The sequence below is a fragment of the Stenotrophomonas sepilia genome (assembly GCF_003244875.1).
Classification (GTDB): Bacteria; Pseudomonadota; Gammaproteobacteria; order Xanthomonadales; family Xanthomonadaceae; genus Stenotrophomonas; species Stenotrophomonas sepilia.
Genome location: NZ_LXXZ01000072.1, coordinates 29117 through 45336, shown reverse-complemented (window position 1 = coordinate 45336; position 16220 = coordinate 29117). Strand labels below are relative to the sequence as shown.

Genomic DNA, 16220 nt, shown 5'->3' with positions numbered 1-16220 from the left:
CCTAGGTCATCGAAAAAGGCGGCATTCTTGCCATCATCCAATCGCAAGCCCCGGCCCAGCCGGGGCTTTCCTTGCTGGCAGCTTTCTACCGACACTGCTCCCGCCTGATCACTTTCTTGCTAGGTAGTCGCCGTTAGGACGGGTCACGGGAGTCTCAGGCTTCTGTCGATGGATGCGCGCCCTTGGCGCTATCCCTGACTTCGACGCCCTTGCGTTTATTCTCAGGGAGTTTGAGGTAAAGAGCCTCAATCTCCTTGGGGCGAGTGATCCGATCCTCAACGATCAGATTGAGCATGGAGAACAGCGAGTTCACCAGTTCAGGTCCATCCTCATCTGAGATCTCACCAGGATGCACGGATTCGTTGCCCACCACTCGGCAGAGATCGAGCGCTTGCTGGATTCGCACCGGGAGTCCTTTCGACACAAGGCTGGCGATGTCAGCGTTAATGTTCGAACCTCTCTCTCCCAAGAAGGGCATTAGCTTCTGTAGCGCTAAGCGTAAGAGAGCAGCGGCAGCTCGGTATGAGCTGCTAGCAATCTCTGCAGCCTCTCGGTAGATAGCCGCCACCTCTTGCGGCATATCCGCATGCGGTGGTGCCGCCGTTGAAGCTTGGGGGTGAACGATCCTTGGTCGACCGTCGGTATTCAGCCAGTAGGAAACACGATCACAGTGATCACACCGAACTATGAAAGCGGATGAAGCCTTGTATCCGATATTTTCCGAATAATAGAGCTGATATCTATTCTGCTTTGCGTAGGCATTGCAGTGGGGGCAGTTGAATGCGGTAGCAGTAAAGTCTGGCGCAACGTACCTGTTACTCATTTCCATGGCTCCTCGGGTTGCTCCCCCAAGCATAAAGCGGCTGATTGAAATCGGCATCCAGACTTGCTGTTCAGATCTGGAGCTAGACCCAACTTGTAGCCCCGGTCCAGCCGGGGCTTTTTCTTTCCGGAGAAGCTATGGCGCAAATCACTCCCCAACAGGCTGGCGGCGTGAACGTCGTGGCCTTCCTCGACATGCTGGCGTGGTCCGAAGGGACCGACAACGGCAAGCAGCCGACTAAAGACCGTGGCTACGACGTGATCGTCAGCGGTCAGCTGTTCAAGGGCTACGCCGATCATCCGCGAGTCCTGGTGGCACTGCCTAAGCTGGGTATCCAGTCCACTGCAGCCGGCCGCTACCAGCTGCTGCGCCGCTACTACGACGCCTACAGGAAGACGCTCGGCCTGACGGACTTCTCGCCTCTGAGCCAGGACCTGATTGCGCTGCAGCAGATCCGGGAGCGCCGCGCGCTGCCGCTGATCCAGGCGGGCAAGATCGAGGAAGCCATCAAGGCCGTCCGCAAGATCTGGGCGAGCTTGCCCGGCGCGGGCTACGGCCAGCACGAACACAAGCTTGCCGACCTGTTGGCCGTGTACCGCAAGGCCGGCGGGACGGTGGCGCCATGATCGGGGTCGACGTGGATTGGCAGGCAATCGGCACCGCCGTCGGCGGCCTGATGGTTGGGGCGGGCGGTGTGGCGCTGTGGTGGCGCAAGCAGTTCGTAGAGACAGCCAGAGACGGGGCCGAGGTCAACGTGATCCAGCTGATGCGCGAGGAAGTGACCCGGCTGGGCGAAAGGGTTGGCCGCATGGAGGCCAGGGAACTGCGCCTGATCCGCCACATCTACCGGCTGGAAGGGTTGATGCGCGCGGCCGGCTTGGAGCCGCCGCCGTTTGACCCGGACAGCGACACCATCAGGGCAGGAGAGTCCGAATGAACCGGATCACCATCGCGGTTGCTGCCTTCGTCCTGTGGTCAGGCGCAATGTTCGGTGCTGGCTGGGCGTGGCGTGGCGACCGGGCCGATGCCAGCGACGCCACCCTGCGCGCCGCCGGCGCATCGGCAGTCGCCGACCAGGTGAACCAGACCCGTGCCACTGAGCAGAGCAAGGCTCTGCAGCTGGCCGACATTGGAGCTAAGCATGAAGAAGACCGTACTGCGGCCGCGACCGTCCCCGCTGCTGTTGTGGCTGACCTGCGCGCTGGGCGTCTCCAGTTGCGCGACGACCTCGCCACCTGCCACACCGCTCGCCTGTCCGAAGCTGCCGCCGGCGCCGCCGAACGTGATGCGCGAGCCGAATTACGTCCAGAGGTTGTCGGAGCTGCTGTTCAGATCGTCACCGACGCCGACGACCAGCTCCGAGCATGCCAAGCAGTGATCCGGGTGGATCGCGATCAGCACTGACCGAAATCTGGAGTCAACTTTTATCTGAGGGCCGCCTTGAGCGGCCCTCTGCCGTTTTGGTGCCTCGGATAGGCCGTTGCACCGACTACCGCCGCAAAGGCAACAACTAAGGAGCAATTCAATGAGCAAGAACGAACACAAGGACGACTACATGATGCAGCGCGCAGGCGGTGGCACGATCGATCAGCCGATGGACGATAGTGGCTGGCAGGTCAGCGGCAGCGTCGTGAACGAAAATGGGCGCCCCGTGGGTGCGAGCTTCACCGGCAACATCGACGGCACCGCCGTCAGCGGTGAGGTAAAGACGGGCAATGCGCAGGTCAAGGTGGGCGAGAACGACTCGTTCCTGAATCTGAAGTACCAGAACGAACGCGTCACTGGTACGGTCGGCTACGGCGTGGGTAACGAAGAGGCCCGACTGACCGGCACCTTCGACAGCAACGGCAAGCTGTCTGGCTCCGCCAAGGTCCAGTTCAAGAACACCGCGATCGACATCTCCCCTGCAAGTGCCGGCATCACGTATGACTTCGGCGGTGGTTGGTCCGGAAGCGTCCGACAGGAGTTCGGCGGTGGCATGGGAATCCAGTTCTCCGGCGGCTCGTCCTTTGGTGGTGGCAGCAGCTTCAGCCTGAGCCTGGGCGCTTCGGGGGGCGGTGGCGGCTCGTGGGGCGTGAATGCCAAGTTCCAGCTGATCGTGCTGACGAACTAAGGCCAGGCCCGGCCAGCGAAAGCGCTGGCCGGGCATCTACTTCTTGGCGTGTCCAAGCGCCTCAGCAATGCAGGTGACAGATTCCGAGGTGCTTCGTCGATGGGACGAATTAACGGGGTGGAGCGCCGCATGCTGGCGCTTGGCCGGCTGAAGACCGGCGAGATGAACAAGACCGAGGCTGCGTATGCCGCGCGGCTGCGTGCGCTGCAGGCTGCGGGCGAGGTCCAGTGGCACCGGTTCGAGGGCATGAAGCTGCGCCTGGCCGACAACACGTTCTACACCCCGGACTTTGCGGTCATGGCTGCCGATGGCGTCATGGAGTGCCACGAGGTGAAGGGGCACTGGCAGGACGATGCCAGGGCCAAGATCAAGATTGCCGCGGCCATGTACCCGTTCCGCTTCATTGCGGTGAAGGTCAGGCCCAAGCGCGACGGCGGTGGCTGGGAAGTGGAGGAGTTCTGATGCTCGCGACAGTGACTGCATCGGTCCGCTTGCGCTGGTGGCTGCGGTGGTATCTGGCTGCCGTGGTGTGGTTTGCCCGGGCCACGGGCATGGAACCGGACTGGGATCGGGTCGAGTGGTGGATACGCCGCGGCCTGGTGCTGCGAACGACGAGGGTTGGTGATGGACGCTGCACGGATTGAAGAGGTGGCGCGCGCTGCGGCTGTCACGGCCCTGGCGGGGCTGATTGAGAGCAGCGCCGACAGCCGTATCGACCGACTGGTCGGGATCATCGAGCAGCAGGGCAAGCAGATCGCCGAGCTGGCGATGCACGTTGGCCTGCTGGTGCAGGCCGTGGCGCAGCTGCTGGGCGAGGAGGCCGGAACGCCGGTGCATGACGAAGGTGCCGAGCCGGAGCGAGTCGACCTGGACGGGAAGCCTTACTGATGCCAACCCGGCCACCCCAGCACCGTGCGGCCGGCTGGCGCCCCTACAAAGAGACCACCGCCCAGGTCCGCAAGAGGCAGGCGCGCCGCGCGCTGCCCACCAACTGCTCGCTGTGGCGCCGGCTCCGTGCGGTGGTGCTGGCTCGTGAACCGCTGTGCAGATGCTGCGCTGGGCAGGGCAGGGTGCGGCCGGCCACCGAGGTCGACCACATCGACGGAGACGACAGCAACAACGCCGACAGCAACCTGCAGCCGCTGTGCCGACCGTGCCATAGCGCCAAGACGGCGCGGGAGAACGGCGGGTTCGGCAGGGATGCCCGCCCACACGGCGGAGCTGGACGAGCGGCGAGTTATCCACCGAAAGCTGAACAAAATGGGAGGGGGGAGGGTCAAAGTTGAGGGCCTTCCTCGCCCGATACGCGCGCCCCCCTTTCTTCTCGCGTCCGCAGAATTTGAATTTCAGAAATGGGAGGTCCGATGGCTCGCCATCGACAGCCGAGGGAACTGGCCGAGCTGAAGGGCGCGACCAAGAAGGATCCGCAGCGCTACAAGAACGAAGCGCCCAAGACGAATTCGCCATTGGGCAAGGCGCCGGCACACCTTCCGACCGAGGTCGCGGTGGTCTGGAAAGAGCTGGAGAAGTGCGCCCTACCTGGCGTCCTGACCAGCGCCGACCGTTTCATCATGGAGGTGGCGTCATCGCTGCTTTCCGAGTTCCGTGCCAACCGCGGCGAGTTCGTTGCGGCCAAGTACTCCCACCTGATCGGCTGCCTGGCGCGCCTGGGCCTGACCCCGGCTGATCGTCAGAAGCTGGGGACCGAAAAGACCCCGGAGGGCAACCCATTCGACGAGTTCTGATCCATGACGCCGAGCGAATCAGCCAAGGCATACGCCAAGGGCGTCACGTCAGGAAAGATCGCGGCCGGCGAGTTCATCCGTCTGGCGTGCCAACGGTTCCTGGATGACCTGAAGCGCAAGGGGGCCGACTGGCCCTACAAGTACGACGCCGAGAAGGCGGACCGCGCGGTGCGCTTCATGGAGAAGATGCCGCACACGAAAGGTAAGTGGGCGGCGCAGAAGCGCCTGCTGGTGCTGGAGCCCTGGCAGCACTTCATCGAGTGCAACCTGTTCGGCTGGGTCCACAAGAAGACCGGCCACCGGCGCTTCCGCCGCGCATACGAGGAGATCCCGCGCAAGAACGGCAAGTCGTTGCGACTGGCTGCCCGTGGCTTGTACCTGTTCTGCGCTGACGGCGAGGCGGGCGCGGAGGTCTACTCGGGCGCTACCAGCGAGAAACAGGCGTACGAGGTGTTCCGCCCGGCCTGGCAGATGGTCCAGAAGCTGCCGGCGCTGCGCGCCCGCTTCGGTATCGAACAGGCGGGCAACCCGAAGAACCCGGGGCCGCTGTTCGTCATGGAGGACATGTCCAAGTTCGAGACGATGATCGGCAAGCCCGGCGACGGCTCTAGCCCGCACGCGGCGCTGGTGGACGAGTACCACGAACATGACGATGACCACATGGTCGACGCCATGGAAACCGGCATGGGCGCGCGCGAGCAACCCCTGCTGTCGATCATCACCACGGCAGGCACGAACCTGTCCGGCCCGTGCTTCGAGATGCGGGGCGATGCCATCCGCATCCTGCGCGGCGAGGTGACCGACGAAACTGTGTTCGCGGCAATCTACTGCATTGACGAGGGCGACCGCTGGGACGATCCGGCGAGCCTGCGCAAGGCCAACCCGAACTACGGCGTTTCCGTGTTCGAGCAGTTCCTGCTCGACCAGCTCGCCAAGGCAAAGCGGTCGGCCAGCAAGCAAAGTGCGTTCCGTACCAAGCACCTGAATGACTGGGTCGGCGCCAAGCTGGCATGGATGAACATGCTGGCCTGGCAGCGGCAGAAACGGCGGTTTGAGGTGTCGGACTTTGCGGGCTGTCCGTGCTGGGTGGGCGTCGATCTGGCATCCAAGCTGGACGTGGCTGCCGTGGTGCTGCTGTTCGAGAAAGGCGATAGCTACTACGTCATTCCCAGGTTCTACGTGCCGGAGTCGGCCGTGGAGGAAAACGAGAAGTACCAGCAGTTCCTGCTGGACGAGCTGATCGTGTCCACGCCCGGGAACATGACGGACTACGCGTTCATCGAAGAGGAGCTGAAAGAGCTTGCGGCACAGGGCGTCGACGTGCGGGACATAGCCTTTGACCCGGCGCAAGCGGCGTACCTGATGACACGCCTTGAACAGGAAGGACTGCCGACCGTGGAGATGGCGCAGTCAGTGCGCAATCTCTCCGAGCCCATGAAAGAAGTGGAGGCGCTGGTCCTGTCGCGGCGCCTGTGGCACGACGGCAACGCGGCCATGACCTGGATGATGGGCAACGTCGTGGCGCGCGTGGATGCCAAGGAACACGTCTATCCCCGCAAGGAAAAGATGGAAAGCAAGATCGACGGCGCGGTGGCGCTAATCATGGCCATGGGCCGCGCCATGCAGGCGCGGGACACCGGCACAACCCAACAAGGCTTCGTGGTGATCGACTGATGTTCGGACTATTCGAGAAGAACCGGCGGGCCGACGCCCGCGACCGTATCGAGCCGACGATCAGCAACCTGGTCGACGGCGAGGTGATCCAGTCCTCCGACATGCGCATGTTCGAGGTGTTCGGGAACCCTACGACGGCCTCCGGAGCCGTGGTCAGCCCGGAATCGGCGATGCGGGTTTCGGCGGTGTTCGCTGCCGTTTCGTTGCTGGCCGGCGCGATCGCCCAGCTGCCGCTGCCTGTGTTCGAGCGGGTGGACGGCCATCGCAAGCGGGCGGAGCATGACTACTGGTGGCTGCTGAACGAGCAGTTCTCCTCTGGCTGGTCGAGCGCCACCGGCTGGGAGTTCATCGTCGGCCAGATGCTGCTGCGCGGTGATGGCGTGGTGTACGTGACACGCAACCGCGCCGGCGTGGCGACCGGGCTGATTCCCTGGCCTCGCGACAGAGTGATGATCCTCAAGCAGGAGAAGACCAGCCCGCGGGAACCGACCCGCCTGCAGTACACGTTCCACGACGCGGACGGGTACTTCACCGTCGACCAGGACGATGTGCTCCATTTCCCCGGCTTCGGCTTCAACGGCGTGCACGGCATGTCGGTGATCCAGTGGGGCGCGCGGAACGGCATCGGCATCGCCATCCAAGGTGACGAGCACGCGGGCAAGTTCTTCAGTGAAGGCGGCAAGCCCGAAGTGGCCATCCGAACGCCCAACAAAATGACCAAGGAGCAGCAGGACGATTTCCGCGATGCCTGGGTCAAGAAGTACGGCGGGGTACAGGGAAACCGTCGCATTCCGCTGGTTCTGACCGAAGGGTTGGAGGTGCACGAGCTGACCATGTCGGCGGTCGACCAGCAGCTGCTGGAGTCCCGGCAGTGGCAGGTGATCGATGTGGCCCGCGCGTTCGGCGTCCCGCCGCACATGATCGGCGAGACCAGCAAGGCCACCAGCTGGGGAACCGGCATCGAGAGCATGGGCATCGGCTTCGTGAAGTACACGCTGGGCCCGCACCTGAAGCGGATCAAGGACGAGTTGAACCGCAAGCTGTTCCGCACGCCGCGCTACTTCGTTGAGCACAACGTGGACATGTTCATGGCCGGCGACTCCAAGACACAAGCTGAGTACTTCAGCAAGGCGCTCGGTGGGCCTGGCACAAGGGGATGGATGGTTCCGAACGAGGTCCGCCGCCTCAAGAATCTGCCTCCCATCGAGGGCGGCGACGAGCTTTACCAACCGACAGACCCAGCGCGACCGGCGAAGCCGGACGGCGACGACCCTGAAAGGAACCCCGAAGATGCCAATTCCTAAGCTGCTGCAGCTGGCCAAGAACAACGCCGGCCAGTCCAAGCCCATCCGGGCGGAGACCGAAGGCAAGGAGGCCACGATCTACCTGCACGGGGTCATCGGCGGGTGGTGGGGCGACATTGACGAGACGATGTTTGCCCAGGCTATGGCCGGCATCGACGCGGACGTGATCCATCTGCGCATCGATTCGCCCGGCGGTGACGTGTTTGCGGCCCGATCGATGATGACGGCCATCGCACAGCACAAGGCGACCGTGATCGCCCACGTGGATGGACTGGCGGCCTCGGCTGCCACCGGCATCTGCATGGCCTGCGATGAGGTTGAGATCAGCCAGGGCGCCGGTTTCATGATCCACAACGCCTGGACGGTCGCTATCGGCAACAAGGCAGACATGACCAAGACCGGTGAACTGCTGGCGAAGATCGATACCGGCCTGGCCGGCGACTACACGCGCCGCACTGGCAAGGATGAAGCGCAGATCGTCCAGTGGATGGATGAAGAGACCTGGTTCACGGCCGACGAAGCCAAGGAACACGGTTTCGCTGATCGCGTGGTGGAGGTCGTCGGCAAGAAGAAGGCATCCAACACCTGGGATCTGTCCGCCTACGACAACGCACCTGCCGCACTGGCCAACCGTACCCCCGAACCCGACGACGGCGCCGCCGCCGCCCACAAGGCCAACCTGTCGCGCCGTCTGGCGCTGCTGGAACGCTCCGCTGCGTAAGCGACTCCCGCCCGCAGTTCATCCCGACCGCCGAAAGGCGGTTTTTTTTCGACACGAGGAAATCACCAATGCCCTTCAACATTCAGGCCGAGCGGGAGCGCCGCACCGCGCTGGCAAAGGAAACCCGCAACCTGCTGGACACCAGCACCGGTGACGGCAACAAGTGGACGCCGGAGAACCAGGCTAAGTACGACAACAACATCGCCGAGATCGAGCGCATCGACGCGGCGATCGAGCGTCATCAGAAGGTCATGGACCTGACGGCCGACGAGGCGCTGCGCGAACAGGGCGTGCGTGAGCACGACACTGCCAACCGCGGCGGTCGTGACCTCTCCAACGAGGAGCGCCTGTTCGACCGCTGGGCGCGTGGCGGTGACAGCGCCCTGAGCGCCGAGGACTGGAAGCAGGTCAACGCGGCCATGTCGGGCAATCCGGCCGTCAACCCGGAGCAGGGTGGCTACACCGTTCCGACTACGCTGGCCGAGCAGATCCTGGATGCCCTGAAGGCATTCGGCGGCATGCGCCAGGTGGCTGATGTGTTCAGCACTGCCGGCGGCGAGCCGATGCAGTACCCGACCAGCGATGGCACCTCCGAAGAGGGCGAACTGGTCGCTGAAAACCAGTCGGCGAACGACCAGGACGTGGCCTTCGGCACCAAGGGCCTGCAGGTGTACAAGTACAGCTCCAAGGTGGTGACCGTGCCGTGGGAGCTGCTGCAGGACAGCACGGCCGATATCGCCGGCTTCATCGAGAAGCGCTTGCAGACCCGCCTGGGCCGCGTCACCAACCGCCACTACTCCGTCGGCACCGGCGTTGGGCAGCCGATGGGCGCCTTTACTGCCGCGACGGTGGGCAAGATCGGCGCTGTCTCGGCGCTGCCGATCGTCACCTACGACGACCTGGTCGACCTGGAGCACAGCGTCGATCCGGCGTATCGCCAGCTGGCCAAGTGGATGTTCCACGACGACATGCTGAAGCTGATCCGCAAGGTGAAGGACGACCAGGGCCGGCCGATCTTCGTGCCGGGTTACGAGCAGGGCAATCCGGGCGGTGCGCCGGATCGTCTGCTGAACCGCGATATCCAGATCAACCAGCACGCTCCGGCTCCGGCCGCGGGCGCCACCTCGATCGCGTTCGGCGACTTCAGCTACTACAAGATCCGCGACGTGATGGCCGTGACCCTGTTCCGCTTCAACGACTCGGCCTACGTGAAGAAGGGCCAGGTGGGCTTCATGGCCTGGATGCGCTCCGGCGGCAACCTGGTCGACGTGGGCGGCGCGGTGAAGACCTTCAAGCACGGCGCTGCGGCTTAACCGCCTCGGCCCAAGAACGGAGGGACGCCCCAGCGTGGGCGTCCCTCGGAGACGATCATGGCAAAGCAGAAGAACACCTCCGCGCAGGCGGCCAGCGGTCCGGCCGACGCGCAGGAAGGGCCCGCTGGGGTAGTGGACGCAGCGGCTGGCCAGGGCGAGCAGGCGGACGCCGAAAGCCCCGAGGCTGACGCGGCGGCTGCCGCCGTTGAGCCGGAGACGGACGAGGGCGGAGACAGCCAGAGGCCCGAAACCGTGAAGGCGGACAACGACCTGCCGCCACCGGATAAAGAACCGGCTCCGCCGGAGGGCGAAACCGTGCCGGCGCTGGTGCTCAGTAACAACCACCTCGGGAAGGTTGGCCAGGTGATCCAGGTCAACGCGGCACACGTTGAGGCGCTGCGCCTTGGCGGACTGATCGACCCCCACCCCAATGCCATCAAGTCGGCAACGCCGGAGGAATGACCCATGCTGCGCACGTTGACCCCGGCGGCAGAGGAACCCGTGTCGCTGAGCGAAGCGAAGGCGCACCTGGTAGTTATCCACGATGCCGACGACGCGCTGATCGGCGCCTTCATCACCGCCGCGCGTGAGTCGGTGGAGCGCACCACGGGGTATGCGTTGGCAGCAGCGACCTATGAGTGGACCCCGGTCGGCGAGGGCCGCTCTCCGCTGCCTATTGAGCCGGCGGCGCTCGACAGCGAGCCAGGCGCCTATCCGGTCAAGTTCACGACGACACCTGGCCCGCTTCCGGGGCCGTTGCGCGCGGCCGTACTGCTGTTGCTGGGTGACCTGTATGCCAACCGCGAGGCGGTGGTGGCTGGCTCGCAGTTGGCCGAGAACCCAACCCTGGACCGGCTGATGTTTCCCTACCGGCGGGTGCTGCCATGAGGCGGGCGGGCAAGTACCGGCATCGCATCGAGCTGCAGGACTACGGCCCGGTGCGTGATCCGCTCGGCGGGGACGTGAAGCAATGGCGTAGATGGCGGGCTGACGTGCCGGCAGAGGTGGTTCCGCTCTCGGGTCGGGAGTTCACCGCGGCCGCAGCCGAGCATGGAGAGGTGACTGCGCGCATCGAGATCCCTTACCTGCCCGGGGTAGTGCCGACCATGCGCGTGGTGTTCGACGGGCAGGTGTACGCGATTCGTGCGGTGCTGCCAGATGCGACAGCACGCGGGCATATCACGCTGATGGTCGATGCCGGGGTGTCCGATGGCTGAGCAAGTGAAGATCGACGGCCTGGACGGCCTCCTGCGCTCACTGCGGGAGGCGCCCAAGGCGATTCAAGGGCGAGCCGTGCAAGCCGGTATGCGCAAAGGTGGCAACGTCATCCGTGACGACGCCCGCCGCCGCGCCCCGAGAGCATCGGGGTTCATGGCCTCGCAGATCGTCACCCGCCGGGCCAACACCAAGAGCCGGCAGCGCGCAGGTGTAGGCCAGGGCGGCGAGTACTACACGGTCGGGGTTAAGACCGGTCGCCGGCGCAAGTACGCCAACACCAAGCGCAACCGGCGCCGCGGCCGCGTCGGGAAGGTTTATGAGGAGGCGGGCTGGGCCTATTACTGGCGCTTCAAGGAATTCGGCACCAGGAAGATGAGGGCCGAGCCGTTCCTCACGCCGGCAGGCGAGGCCAAGGGGCCGGAGGCGGCGCAGGTGATCATCAATGAAACCTGGGCGGCGCTCGACAAGCAGCTCAAGAAGGATGGCTGGCGATGATGGTTCCCCTGATCCAGTCCCTGCTGCAGGGTGATGCAGCGGTTCGGCACGTGCTGGGCGACCCGATCCGGTTGTGGCCGGGAACCGCGCCACAGGATGCAGCACTGCCCTACGCGACGTGGGAGGTGGTCGGCGGATCGCCCACCGCGATGCTGTCCGATGCGCCGCCGGCCGACGGCTGGCGAGTCCGATTAACCGTGTGGGGCAAAGCCATGACGCAGGCCAACGGCGCGGCCGTCGCCATCCGCGACGCGATCGAGCGCGTGGGCAGCATCGAGTCTTACAACCCGACGCCTGGCAGCGACGGCACGGACGCCTTTGGCATCTCCTTCGACGCCAGGCTCCTGCAACTGCGCTGAACCACACAACGGCAACCCACTGGCCCCGCAAGGGGCCTTTTTCATGCCCGGCGACGGGCGCAACACAAGGAAACCCCTATGGGACAGGTAATCAAGTCGAAGCACACGCAGCTGTTCGTCGCCATCGCCGCGGCCGAGGTCATCAAGGTGACCCGCCTGCGTACGGTCGGCTTCCCCGATGGCCAGGCGTCGGAGATCGATATCTCCGACTACGACGACGACTGGGATCAGTTCGTCGCCGGCCGCAAGCAGACCGGCAGCACCAGCATCGAGATCATCTACGACAGCGTCGACCACGAGAAGCTGGAAGAGCTGCACGAGACCGGTGCCGTCGTGAATTGGCTGGTGACCGCGCCGCTGTCGGAAACCGAAGGTGTGGCCAAGCCGACCGCCGTTGCGGGAAAGATCACCCCGCCGGACACCGTGCTGTCCAAGCAGTTCGACGGCTTCGTGCAGAACTTCGCCGTGACCAGCCAGGACAACGATGTGTGGAAGGCGACGATCACCATCCGCGGCTCCGGCGCCGTCACCACGCACCGCCCGACGCCGTAAGGCTGCGGCAACGGCGCACACCCAGGCCCGCTCCGGCGGGCCATCTCTCTGACAGGGCGCGCGGATCCTCCGCGTGTTAGCCGTGCGCGGCCCGCGCGCCCTGTCGCCATTCAAGGAAACGGCCAATGAGCAAGACCAGCGACATCACCCAAACCCAGCCGCAGCAGCCTCTGAGCGTCCTGCAATCGTTCACCAACCTGGGCATGTTCGCCTCCAAGGACGTTCGCGCCGACACGATCACCTTGCCCAACGGTGCCAAGGCGCAGTTCCATGTTCGCGAGCTGCCGGATGCGGAGTTCCGCAAGCTGTGGGGCGAAGGCGACCGCGCCAAGCTGATCGCAGCGACCATCTGCGACGAGGACGGCAAGCCCGTCATGAACGTGGAGCAGGCCGCCCAGCTCAAGCCGCTGGTTGCCGCCGAGCTGCAGCGCGTGGCCATGAAGCATTCCGGCTTCGGCGAGGATGCTGCCCAAGCCCAGGCCGACGCGGGAAACGGCTAAGGCAGCGCGGCGAGGACTGGTTCTGGAAGGTCCTCGCCGGCCACCTGCATCGCACGGTGTCCGAGCTGCAGGCGAGCATGTCGCGTCGGGAGTTCCTCGAATGGTGGGAGTTCCATAAGCGGAACCCCATCGACCCCGTAAGCCTGCACATCAAGCCCGCTGCCTTCGCCGCATACATCACCGCCTCACACAGCCAGGGCGGCACCAAGCGCTCCTTTCAGGAGTACCTGGAAACCCTCGTACCACGTTCCGAGGAGGACGAGGCACAGGACTGGTTCGATCGACTGGGATAGCCATGACCGACACCTATGGGCGCTTTGCCGCGCTCCCGATCGGCCCGCTGCTCGCTGCGCGCGACGGTGGGCTCACTCTTGCCACGACCGCAGCAGCCGACCTCAACCGCTGCGCCCGGTCCGACTTTGCCCTCAGCGCCGGCGTTGTCGGCGTCGAATTCGCGTTGTGGGGCGATGACGACCTCTCGGCGGTCGTGGGCTTTGTCACGGCAGCAGCGCCCCTCAGCCAAGCGCCGGGCGCGAACGGGGAGGGTATCGGCTGGGAACTGGCCACCGGTCGCCTGATCCAGGGCGTTGGCGCGATCGCAACCGGTCTGCCCGTGGTCGCGTTGGGCGATATCGTCGGGATGCGGGTCTCCTTCGGCAGTCCCTCCCGGCTCCACCTGTATCTAAACGGCGCGCTGGTCCACCAGCGCGACCTGCTGCTGGCCGGGCCGCTCCACTTCGCCGCCGCACTGGCTGCGACGAAGGCCGGTGGACTGTGCCTGGCCGTGAACGCTGGGCAGTGGGGCGCCCGCAGCGATGCCGCTGTTGCCGGTTGGAAGCTGGACCAGGCCCAAGCGCCGACCACGCGGCTGGCCGACGATGACTGGCTTTCCGCGCCAGGCGATAGCCCGGCCAATGTCCGGTACGAAGGGCTGGTCGCCGAGGGCGTCAACCTCGTTCAGGAACTGAGCTTCTGGCCGTGGGGCGGAGATCCGGTGTCGCAGACGGCAGCGGCGGAATGCGTGGTCGCCGACGCCGAGGGGCTGCTGGATGGCCTGGCATTGTCCGGTGCCTCGGGCGCTGCGGTGCGCATCCTGCAGGTGGACGACGGCGGTATGCTGGCCGACGCCGCTCCGGTGTTTCGCTGCGTCATCGATCAGATCGAGGTGAGCGACGACGGCAGCAAGACCCTGCATCTGCGCGATGCGCACGACTACCTGGGCCAGACCATCAACCGGGGCGTGTTCCTGCCCAACATCACCTCACTGGCCTGGAAGCCGCAGCCGGTAGTGATCGGGGCGGTGGCCAGCGTGCCGGCAGCCGGCGCCAATTCGGATGCGACAGCGATGTTCCTGGCCGACAGCCCTGTGCACGTAAACGCTGTGATGGACCGCGGCGACCTGATGGAAGACGGCACCTTCAGCATGGCGCCGGACGGCCAGCAGCTGCTGCTGAAGTCTCCGCCCGTCACTCCAGTGGTGGTCGATGGTTCGAGCATCGGCCCCGGTATGGCCCCGGCGAGCCTGGAGCAGGCCGTGGGCGACGTGATGGCTCGTCTCGGGGCGGGGGCGTGGTCGGCGGCGGATTGTGCAGCGGTGGACGCTGCAACCGGCTACGCCGGTATCGGCTACTACGCCGGGGCGGCGATCACGGGCAGGGATGCCTTGAACGCGATGCTGCCCAGCTACGGTGTCGGGTGCTACCAGGATCCTACCGGTGTGCTGCGCTTCGTCCAGGTGGTCGCGCCGGAGACCTATCAAGGGCAGCCGGCGTTTGAGATCTCGGAAGCCGACATGGCCAGCGACCTGGTCGGCGTCCCGGACGACGCGCCCAACCTGACCCGGCGCATGGCCTACCGGCCGAACGCGCAGGCCCTCGGCGCCTCCGACCTGGTCACGGACGTGGTGGATGTTCCGCAGAGCCGCCGCGACGAGCTGACGGGCCTCTACCGAGGTCAGGTGTTCGCTGCGGGCGCACTGGACGCACACTACCGCCGCGCCGACGCCGCCGATCCGGTCATTTCGCTGTTCTGGCATGCGGCCGACGCGCAGGCCGAGATCAACCGCGTCGTGGCGATGTATCAGCGGCAGCGGTTCTTCTACCAGGTCGCCATTCGCGGTGATCAGGACATGGCCCCGCTCCCTGGTCAGATCGGCCGGCTGACCTACAGCCGCTACGGCCTGGCCGATGGCAAGCCGGTGCTGGTGCGGCGCGTAGAGCGCAACCCTGCCACGGGGGACGTGGTGCTTACCCTGTGGGGATGATGACGTGTTGATTGGATATGGCATGCCGGCGGTGGAGACGGCCACCCTCACCGGTGGAACGTGGCTGTCGGCCGACCAAGGCTCGGCGCTCTTCGATGGCAAGCCTGGGCGCTCGTCGCGGATCCGGCGCACCGGCTCGTTGGCGATCACGATCACCCTGGCCGAGGCTGTTGTGCCGGGGATCATCGCGGTTCTCGGCCTCAACATCCCGCCCGGCGTGCAGGTGAGCGTGGCCGGCGCCAGCACCGCCACGGTGCGGCTGCCCGACGGTAGTGTCTGCGCGTGGCTGTTTCCGCAGGCCGGCGCCCTCGTCTCGACAGTGTCCGTCGAGATCGCCACAACTGCCACGAACGTGGACGTGGGCGAGATCGCGATCTTCCGCGCAGTCGAGGTGGGCATCAGCGACGGCTGGGCGGTGGCCACGATCGACACCAGCGTGCACACCCGCACCAAGGGTGGGCAGGTCAACACGGTTCCTGGGCCTCTGTACCGCCGGCTGACCTGCACCTTGTCCGGCCGGGCGACAGCTGCCGTGCGCGGCGGTGGACTGGGCGGGACCGATTGGGAGACGGTGGCGGCAGCGATCGCGGGACGCCGGCGCTCCTGCGTTGTGCCGCAGTACCGGGACATGGCCAGCAAGGCGTTCGACCCGCTGCTGGCGGCGCGGTCGGCGCTCTACGGCTACCCGACACAGCTGCCATCGGCGGAGAACATCAGCCGGCAGTACTTCACCGGGTACATGGAATTTGAGGAAATCCCGACGTAGCTGGCATGATCCCCGCAGATATCGGGAGGTTCTATGAAGCATCTAATCAAGTTGGCGCCGGTGCTGCTGCTCTCGCTGGCAGCTGGCTGTTCGACGGCACAGGACGATGGAGCCAAGCGCGGGTTGCTGAACTGCATGAGCGCGATTCAAGCGGCGTCAGCGGACCCGAACCGCACCAAGGTGCCGTACGTGAAGGACATGGGATCCGCCAACGAACACTACTTCGCCTGGCCCGCCGGGGCCGGGCTGGTCATTTCTGAAACAGGCGGTTCCACGAAGCCTGCATCCGCGTCGTGTGTCACGAACGCTGAGGGAACCGTGACACAGATGACCATCAACGGGTCGGAAATCCCGATTCCGTAGAACTTTTCCCC

The 16220-nt window shown here is 65.3% G+C and carries 24 protein-coding genes; 23 read left to right on the top strand and 1 reads right to left on the bottom strand.

From position 1 onward, the window contains the following. Nucleotides 1-154: 154 nt before the first annotated feature. Nucleotides 155-580, bottom strand: coding sequence for a DUF4145 domain-containing protein (locus A7X97_RS22145; protein WP_245885029.1), 426 nt, complete (start codon nt 578-580; stop codon nt 155-157). Nucleotides 581-960: 380 nt separating this feature from the next. On the opposite strand from A7X97_RS22145, the gene A7X97_RS15030 reads away from it, so the two are divergent. The 23 genes from A7X97_RS15030 (at nt 961) to A7X97_RS14915 (ending at nt 16209) form a co-directional block, all read left to right on the top strand. Beyond that, nucleotides 961-1449 carry a glycoside hydrolase family 24 protein gene (locus A7X97_RS15030; RefSeq protein WP_111008129.1) on the top strand — a complete coding sequence of 163 codons (489 nt, stop codon included), beginning with the start codon at nt 961-963 and terminating at the stop codon, nt 1447-1449. Then, the gene (locus tag A7X97_RS15025) at nt 1446-1760 is read left to right on the top strand and encodes a hypothetical protein (protein WP_111008128.1); all 315 of its coding nucleotides are present in this window, start codon (nt 1446-1448) and stop codon (nt 1758-1760) included. The genes A7X97_RS15030 and A7X97_RS15025 overlap by 4 nt, the downstream gene beginning before the upstream one ends. Beyond that, nucleotides 1757-2227, top strand: coding sequence for a lysis system i-spanin subunit Rz (locus A7X97_RS15020; protein WP_053497188.1), 471 nt, complete (start codon nt 1757-1759; stop codon nt 2225-2227). The genes A7X97_RS15025 and A7X97_RS15020 overlap by 4 nt, the downstream gene beginning before the upstream one ends. 121 nt (nt 2228-2348) lie before the next feature. Continuing rightward, nucleotides 2349-2936 (top strand): hypothetical protein, encoded by a 588-nt coding sequence (locus A7X97_RS15015; protein ID WP_053497189.1) that lies wholly within the window; start codon nt 2349-2351, stop codon nt 2934-2936. Between the two features lie 99 nt (nt 2937-3035). Further along, nucleotides 3036-3398, top strand: a complete 363-nt coding sequence (locus A7X97_RS15010) for a DUF1064 domain-containing protein (RefSeq protein WP_229765986.1) — start codon at nt 3036-3038, stop codon at nt 3396-3398. Nucleotides 3399-3560: 162 nt separating this feature from the next. Further along, nucleotides 3561-3824 carry a hypothetical protein gene (locus A7X97_RS15000; protein ID WP_099494843.1) on the top strand — a complete coding sequence of 88 codons (264 nt, stop codon included), beginning with the start codon at nt 3561-3563 and terminating at the stop codon, nt 3822-3824. Beyond that, a complete protein-coding gene (locus tag A7X97_RS14995) occupies nt 3824-4222 on the top strand; it encodes an HNH endonuclease signature motif containing protein (RefSeq protein ID WP_111008127.1) in 399 nt (132 codons plus the stop codon). The genes A7X97_RS15000 and A7X97_RS14995 overlap by 1 nt, the downstream gene beginning before the upstream one ends. A 78-nt stretch (nt 4223-4300) precedes the next feature. After that, entirely contained in the window at nt 4301-4681 is a 381-nt protein-coding gene (locus A7X97_RS14990) for a hypothetical protein (RefSeq protein ID WP_053497194.1), read from the top strand. A gap of 3 nt (nt 4682-4684) precedes the next feature. After that, entirely contained in the window at nt 4685-6355 is a 1671-nt protein-coding gene (locus tag A7X97_RS14985; protein ID WP_111008126.1) for a terminase large subunit, read from the top strand. Between the two features lie 107 nt (nt 6356-6462). Further along, nucleotides 6463-7659: a phage portal protein gene (locus A7X97_RS14980; RefSeq protein WP_245885023.1), complete on the top strand. Its 1197-nt coding sequence runs from the start codon at nt 6463-6465 to the stop codon at nt 7657-7659. Further along, nucleotides 7646-8380 (top strand): head maturation protease, ClpP-related, encoded by a 735-nt coding sequence (locus A7X97_RS14975; RefSeq protein WP_111008124.1) that lies wholly within the window; start codon nt 7646-7648, stop codon nt 8378-8380. The genes A7X97_RS14980 and A7X97_RS14975 overlap by 14 nt, the downstream gene beginning before the upstream one ends. 68 nt (nt 8381-8448) lie before the next feature. Further along, complete coding sequence (locus tag A7X97_RS14970; RefSeq protein ID WP_099605632.1) at nt 8449-9693, top strand: phage major capsid protein; 1245 nt, start codon at nt 8449-8451, stop codon at nt 9691-9693. A gap of 57 nt (nt 9694-9750) precedes the next feature. Further along, a complete protein-coding gene (locus A7X97_RS14965) occupies nt 9751-10155 on the top strand; it encodes a hypothetical protein (protein ID WP_111008123.1) in 405 nt (134 codons plus the stop codon). Between the two features lie 3 nt (nt 10156-10158). Next, a complete protein-coding gene (locus tag A7X97_RS14960) occupies nt 10159-10581 on the top strand; it encodes a head-tail connector protein (RefSeq protein ID WP_049450655.1) in 423 nt (140 codons plus the stop codon). Next, nucleotides 10578-10910: a phage head closure protein gene (locus tag A7X97_RS14955; protein WP_111008122.1), complete on the top strand. Its 333-nt coding sequence runs from the start codon at nt 10578-10580 to the stop codon at nt 10908-10910. Before A7X97_RS14960 ends, A7X97_RS14955 begins: the two co-directional genes overlap by 4 nt. Then, nucleotides 10903-11406, top strand: a complete 504-nt coding sequence (locus A7X97_RS14950; RefSeq protein ID WP_111008121.1) for an HK97-gp10 family putative phage morphogenesis protein — start codon at nt 10903-10905, stop codon at nt 11404-11406. Before A7X97_RS14955 ends, A7X97_RS14950 begins: the two co-directional genes overlap by 8 nt. Then, the gene (gp17, locus tag A7X97_RS14945) at nt 11403-11765 is read left to right on the top strand and encodes a tail completion protein gp17 (RefSeq protein ID WP_111008120.1); all 363 of its coding nucleotides are present in this window, start codon (nt 11403-11405) and stop codon (nt 11763-11765) included. Before A7X97_RS14950 ends, gp17 begins: the two co-directional genes overlap by 4 nt. A 78-nt stretch (nt 11766-11843) precedes the next feature. Next, the gene (locus tag A7X97_RS14940) at nt 11844-12317 is read left to right on the top strand and encodes a phage tail tube protein (RefSeq protein ID WP_049450663.1); all 474 of its coding nucleotides are present in this window, start codon (nt 11844-11846) and stop codon (nt 12315-12317) included. A gap of 125 nt (nt 12318-12442) precedes the next feature. Then, a complete protein-coding gene (locus A7X97_RS14935; RefSeq protein WP_111008119.1) occupies nt 12443-12817 on the top strand; it encodes a hypothetical protein in 375 nt (124 codons plus the stop codon). Between the two features lie 56 nt (nt 12818-12873). Then, nucleotides 12874-13110, top strand: a complete 237-nt coding sequence (locus A7X97_RS14930) for a hypothetical protein (protein WP_231109155.1) — start codon at nt 12874-12876, stop codon at nt 13108-13110. Nucleotides 13111-13112: 2 nt separating this feature from the next. Beyond that, nucleotides 13113-15080: a hypothetical protein gene (locus A7X97_RS14925; RefSeq protein ID WP_111008118.1), complete on the top strand. Its 1968-nt coding sequence runs from the start codon at nt 13113-13115 to the stop codon at nt 15078-15080. Between the two features lie 4 nt (nt 15081-15084). Then, nucleotides 15085-15846 (top strand): hypothetical protein, encoded by a 762-nt coding sequence (locus A7X97_RS14920; RefSeq protein WP_245885021.1) that lies wholly within the window; start codon nt 15085-15087, stop codon nt 15844-15846. A gap of 33 nt (nt 15847-15879) precedes the next feature. Further along, complete coding sequence (locus tag A7X97_RS14915) at nt 15880-16209, top strand: hypothetical protein (RefSeq protein ID WP_111008116.1); 330 nt, start codon at nt 15880-15882, stop codon at nt 16207-16209. The last annotated feature ends 11 nt before the right edge of the window (nt 16210-16220 follow it).

What these genes read in the sequence shown, in the direction of transcription:
- A7X97_RS22145 (WP_245885029.1), bottom strand. Translation starts at nt 580, where the DNA reads ATGCCGCAAGAGGTGGCGGCTATCTACCGAGAGGCTGCAGAGATTGCT.
- A7X97_RS15030 (WP_111008129.1), top strand. Translation starts at nt 961, where the DNA reads ATGGCGCAAATCACTCCCCAACAGGCTGGCGGCGTGAACGTCGTGGCC.
- A7X97_RS15025 (WP_111008128.1), top strand. Translation starts at nt 1,446, where the DNA reads ATGATCGGGGTCGACGTGGATTGGCAGGCAATCGGCACCGCCGTCGGC.
- A7X97_RS15020 (WP_053497188.1), top strand. Translation starts at nt 1,757, where the DNA reads ATGAACCGGATCACCATCGCGGTTGCTGCCTTCGTCCTGTGGTCAGGC.
- A7X97_RS15015 (WP_053497189.1), top strand. Translation starts at nt 2,349, where the DNA reads ATGAGCAAGAACGAACACAAGGACGACTACATGATGCAGCGCGCAGGC.
- A7X97_RS15010 (WP_229765986.1), top strand. Translation starts at nt 3,036, where the DNA reads ATGGGACGAATTAACGGGGTGGAGCGCCGCATGCTGGCGCTTGGCCGG.
- A7X97_RS15000 (WP_099494843.1), top strand. Translation starts at nt 3,561, where the DNA reads ATGGACGCTGCACGGATTGAAGAGGTGGCGCGCGCTGCGGCTGTCACG.
- A7X97_RS14995 (WP_111008127.1), top strand. Translation starts at nt 3,824, where the DNA reads ATGCCAACCCGGCCACCCCAGCACCGTGCGGCCGGCTGGCGCCCCTAC.
- A7X97_RS14990 (WP_053497194.1), top strand. Translation starts at nt 4,301, where the DNA reads ATGGCTCGCCATCGACAGCCGAGGGAACTGGCCGAGCTGAAGGGCGCG.
- A7X97_RS14985 (WP_111008126.1), top strand. Translation starts at nt 4,685, where the DNA reads ATGACGCCGAGCGAATCAGCCAAGGCATACGCCAAGGGCGTCACGTCA.
- A7X97_RS14980 (WP_245885023.1), top strand. Translation starts at nt 6,463, where the DNA reads ATGTTCGAGGTGTTCGGGAACCCTACGACGGCCTCCGGAGCCGTGGTC.
- A7X97_RS14975 (WP_111008124.1), top strand. Translation starts at nt 7,646, where the DNA reads ATGCCAATTCCTAAGCTGCTGCAGCTGGCCAAGAACAACGCCGGCCAG.
- A7X97_RS14970 (WP_099605632.1), top strand. Translation starts at nt 8,449, where the DNA reads ATGCCCTTCAACATTCAGGCCGAGCGGGAGCGCCGCACCGCGCTGGCA.
- A7X97_RS14965 (WP_111008123.1), top strand. Translation starts at nt 9,751, where the DNA reads ATGGCAAAGCAGAAGAACACCTCCGCGCAGGCGGCCAGCGGTCCGGCC.
- A7X97_RS14960 (WP_049450655.1), top strand. Translation starts at nt 10,159, where the DNA reads ATGCTGCGCACGTTGACCCCGGCGGCAGAGGAACCCGTGTCGCTGAGC.
- A7X97_RS14955 (WP_111008122.1), top strand. Translation starts at nt 10,578, where the DNA reads ATGAGGCGGGCGGGCAAGTACCGGCATCGCATCGAGCTGCAGGACTAC.
- A7X97_RS14950 (WP_111008121.1), top strand. Translation starts at nt 10,903, where the DNA reads ATGGCTGAGCAAGTGAAGATCGACGGCCTGGACGGCCTCCTGCGCTCA.
- gp17 (WP_111008120.1), top strand. Translation starts at nt 11,403, where the DNA reads ATGATGGTTCCCCTGATCCAGTCCCTGCTGCAGGGTGATGCAGCGGTT.
- A7X97_RS14940 (WP_049450663.1), top strand. Translation starts at nt 11,844, where the DNA reads ATGGGACAGGTAATCAAGTCGAAGCACACGCAGCTGTTCGTCGCCATC.
- A7X97_RS14935 (WP_111008119.1), top strand. Translation starts at nt 12,443, where the DNA reads ATGAGCAAGACCAGCGACATCACCCAAACCCAGCCGCAGCAGCCTCTG.
- A7X97_RS14925 (WP_111008118.1), top strand. Translation starts at nt 13,113, where the DNA reads ATGACCGACACCTATGGGCGCTTTGCCGCGCTCCCGATCGGCCCGCTG.
- A7X97_RS14915 (WP_111008116.1), top strand. Translation starts at nt 15,880, where the DNA reads ATGAAGCATCTAATCAAGTTGGCGCCGGTGCTGCTGCTCTCGCTGGCA.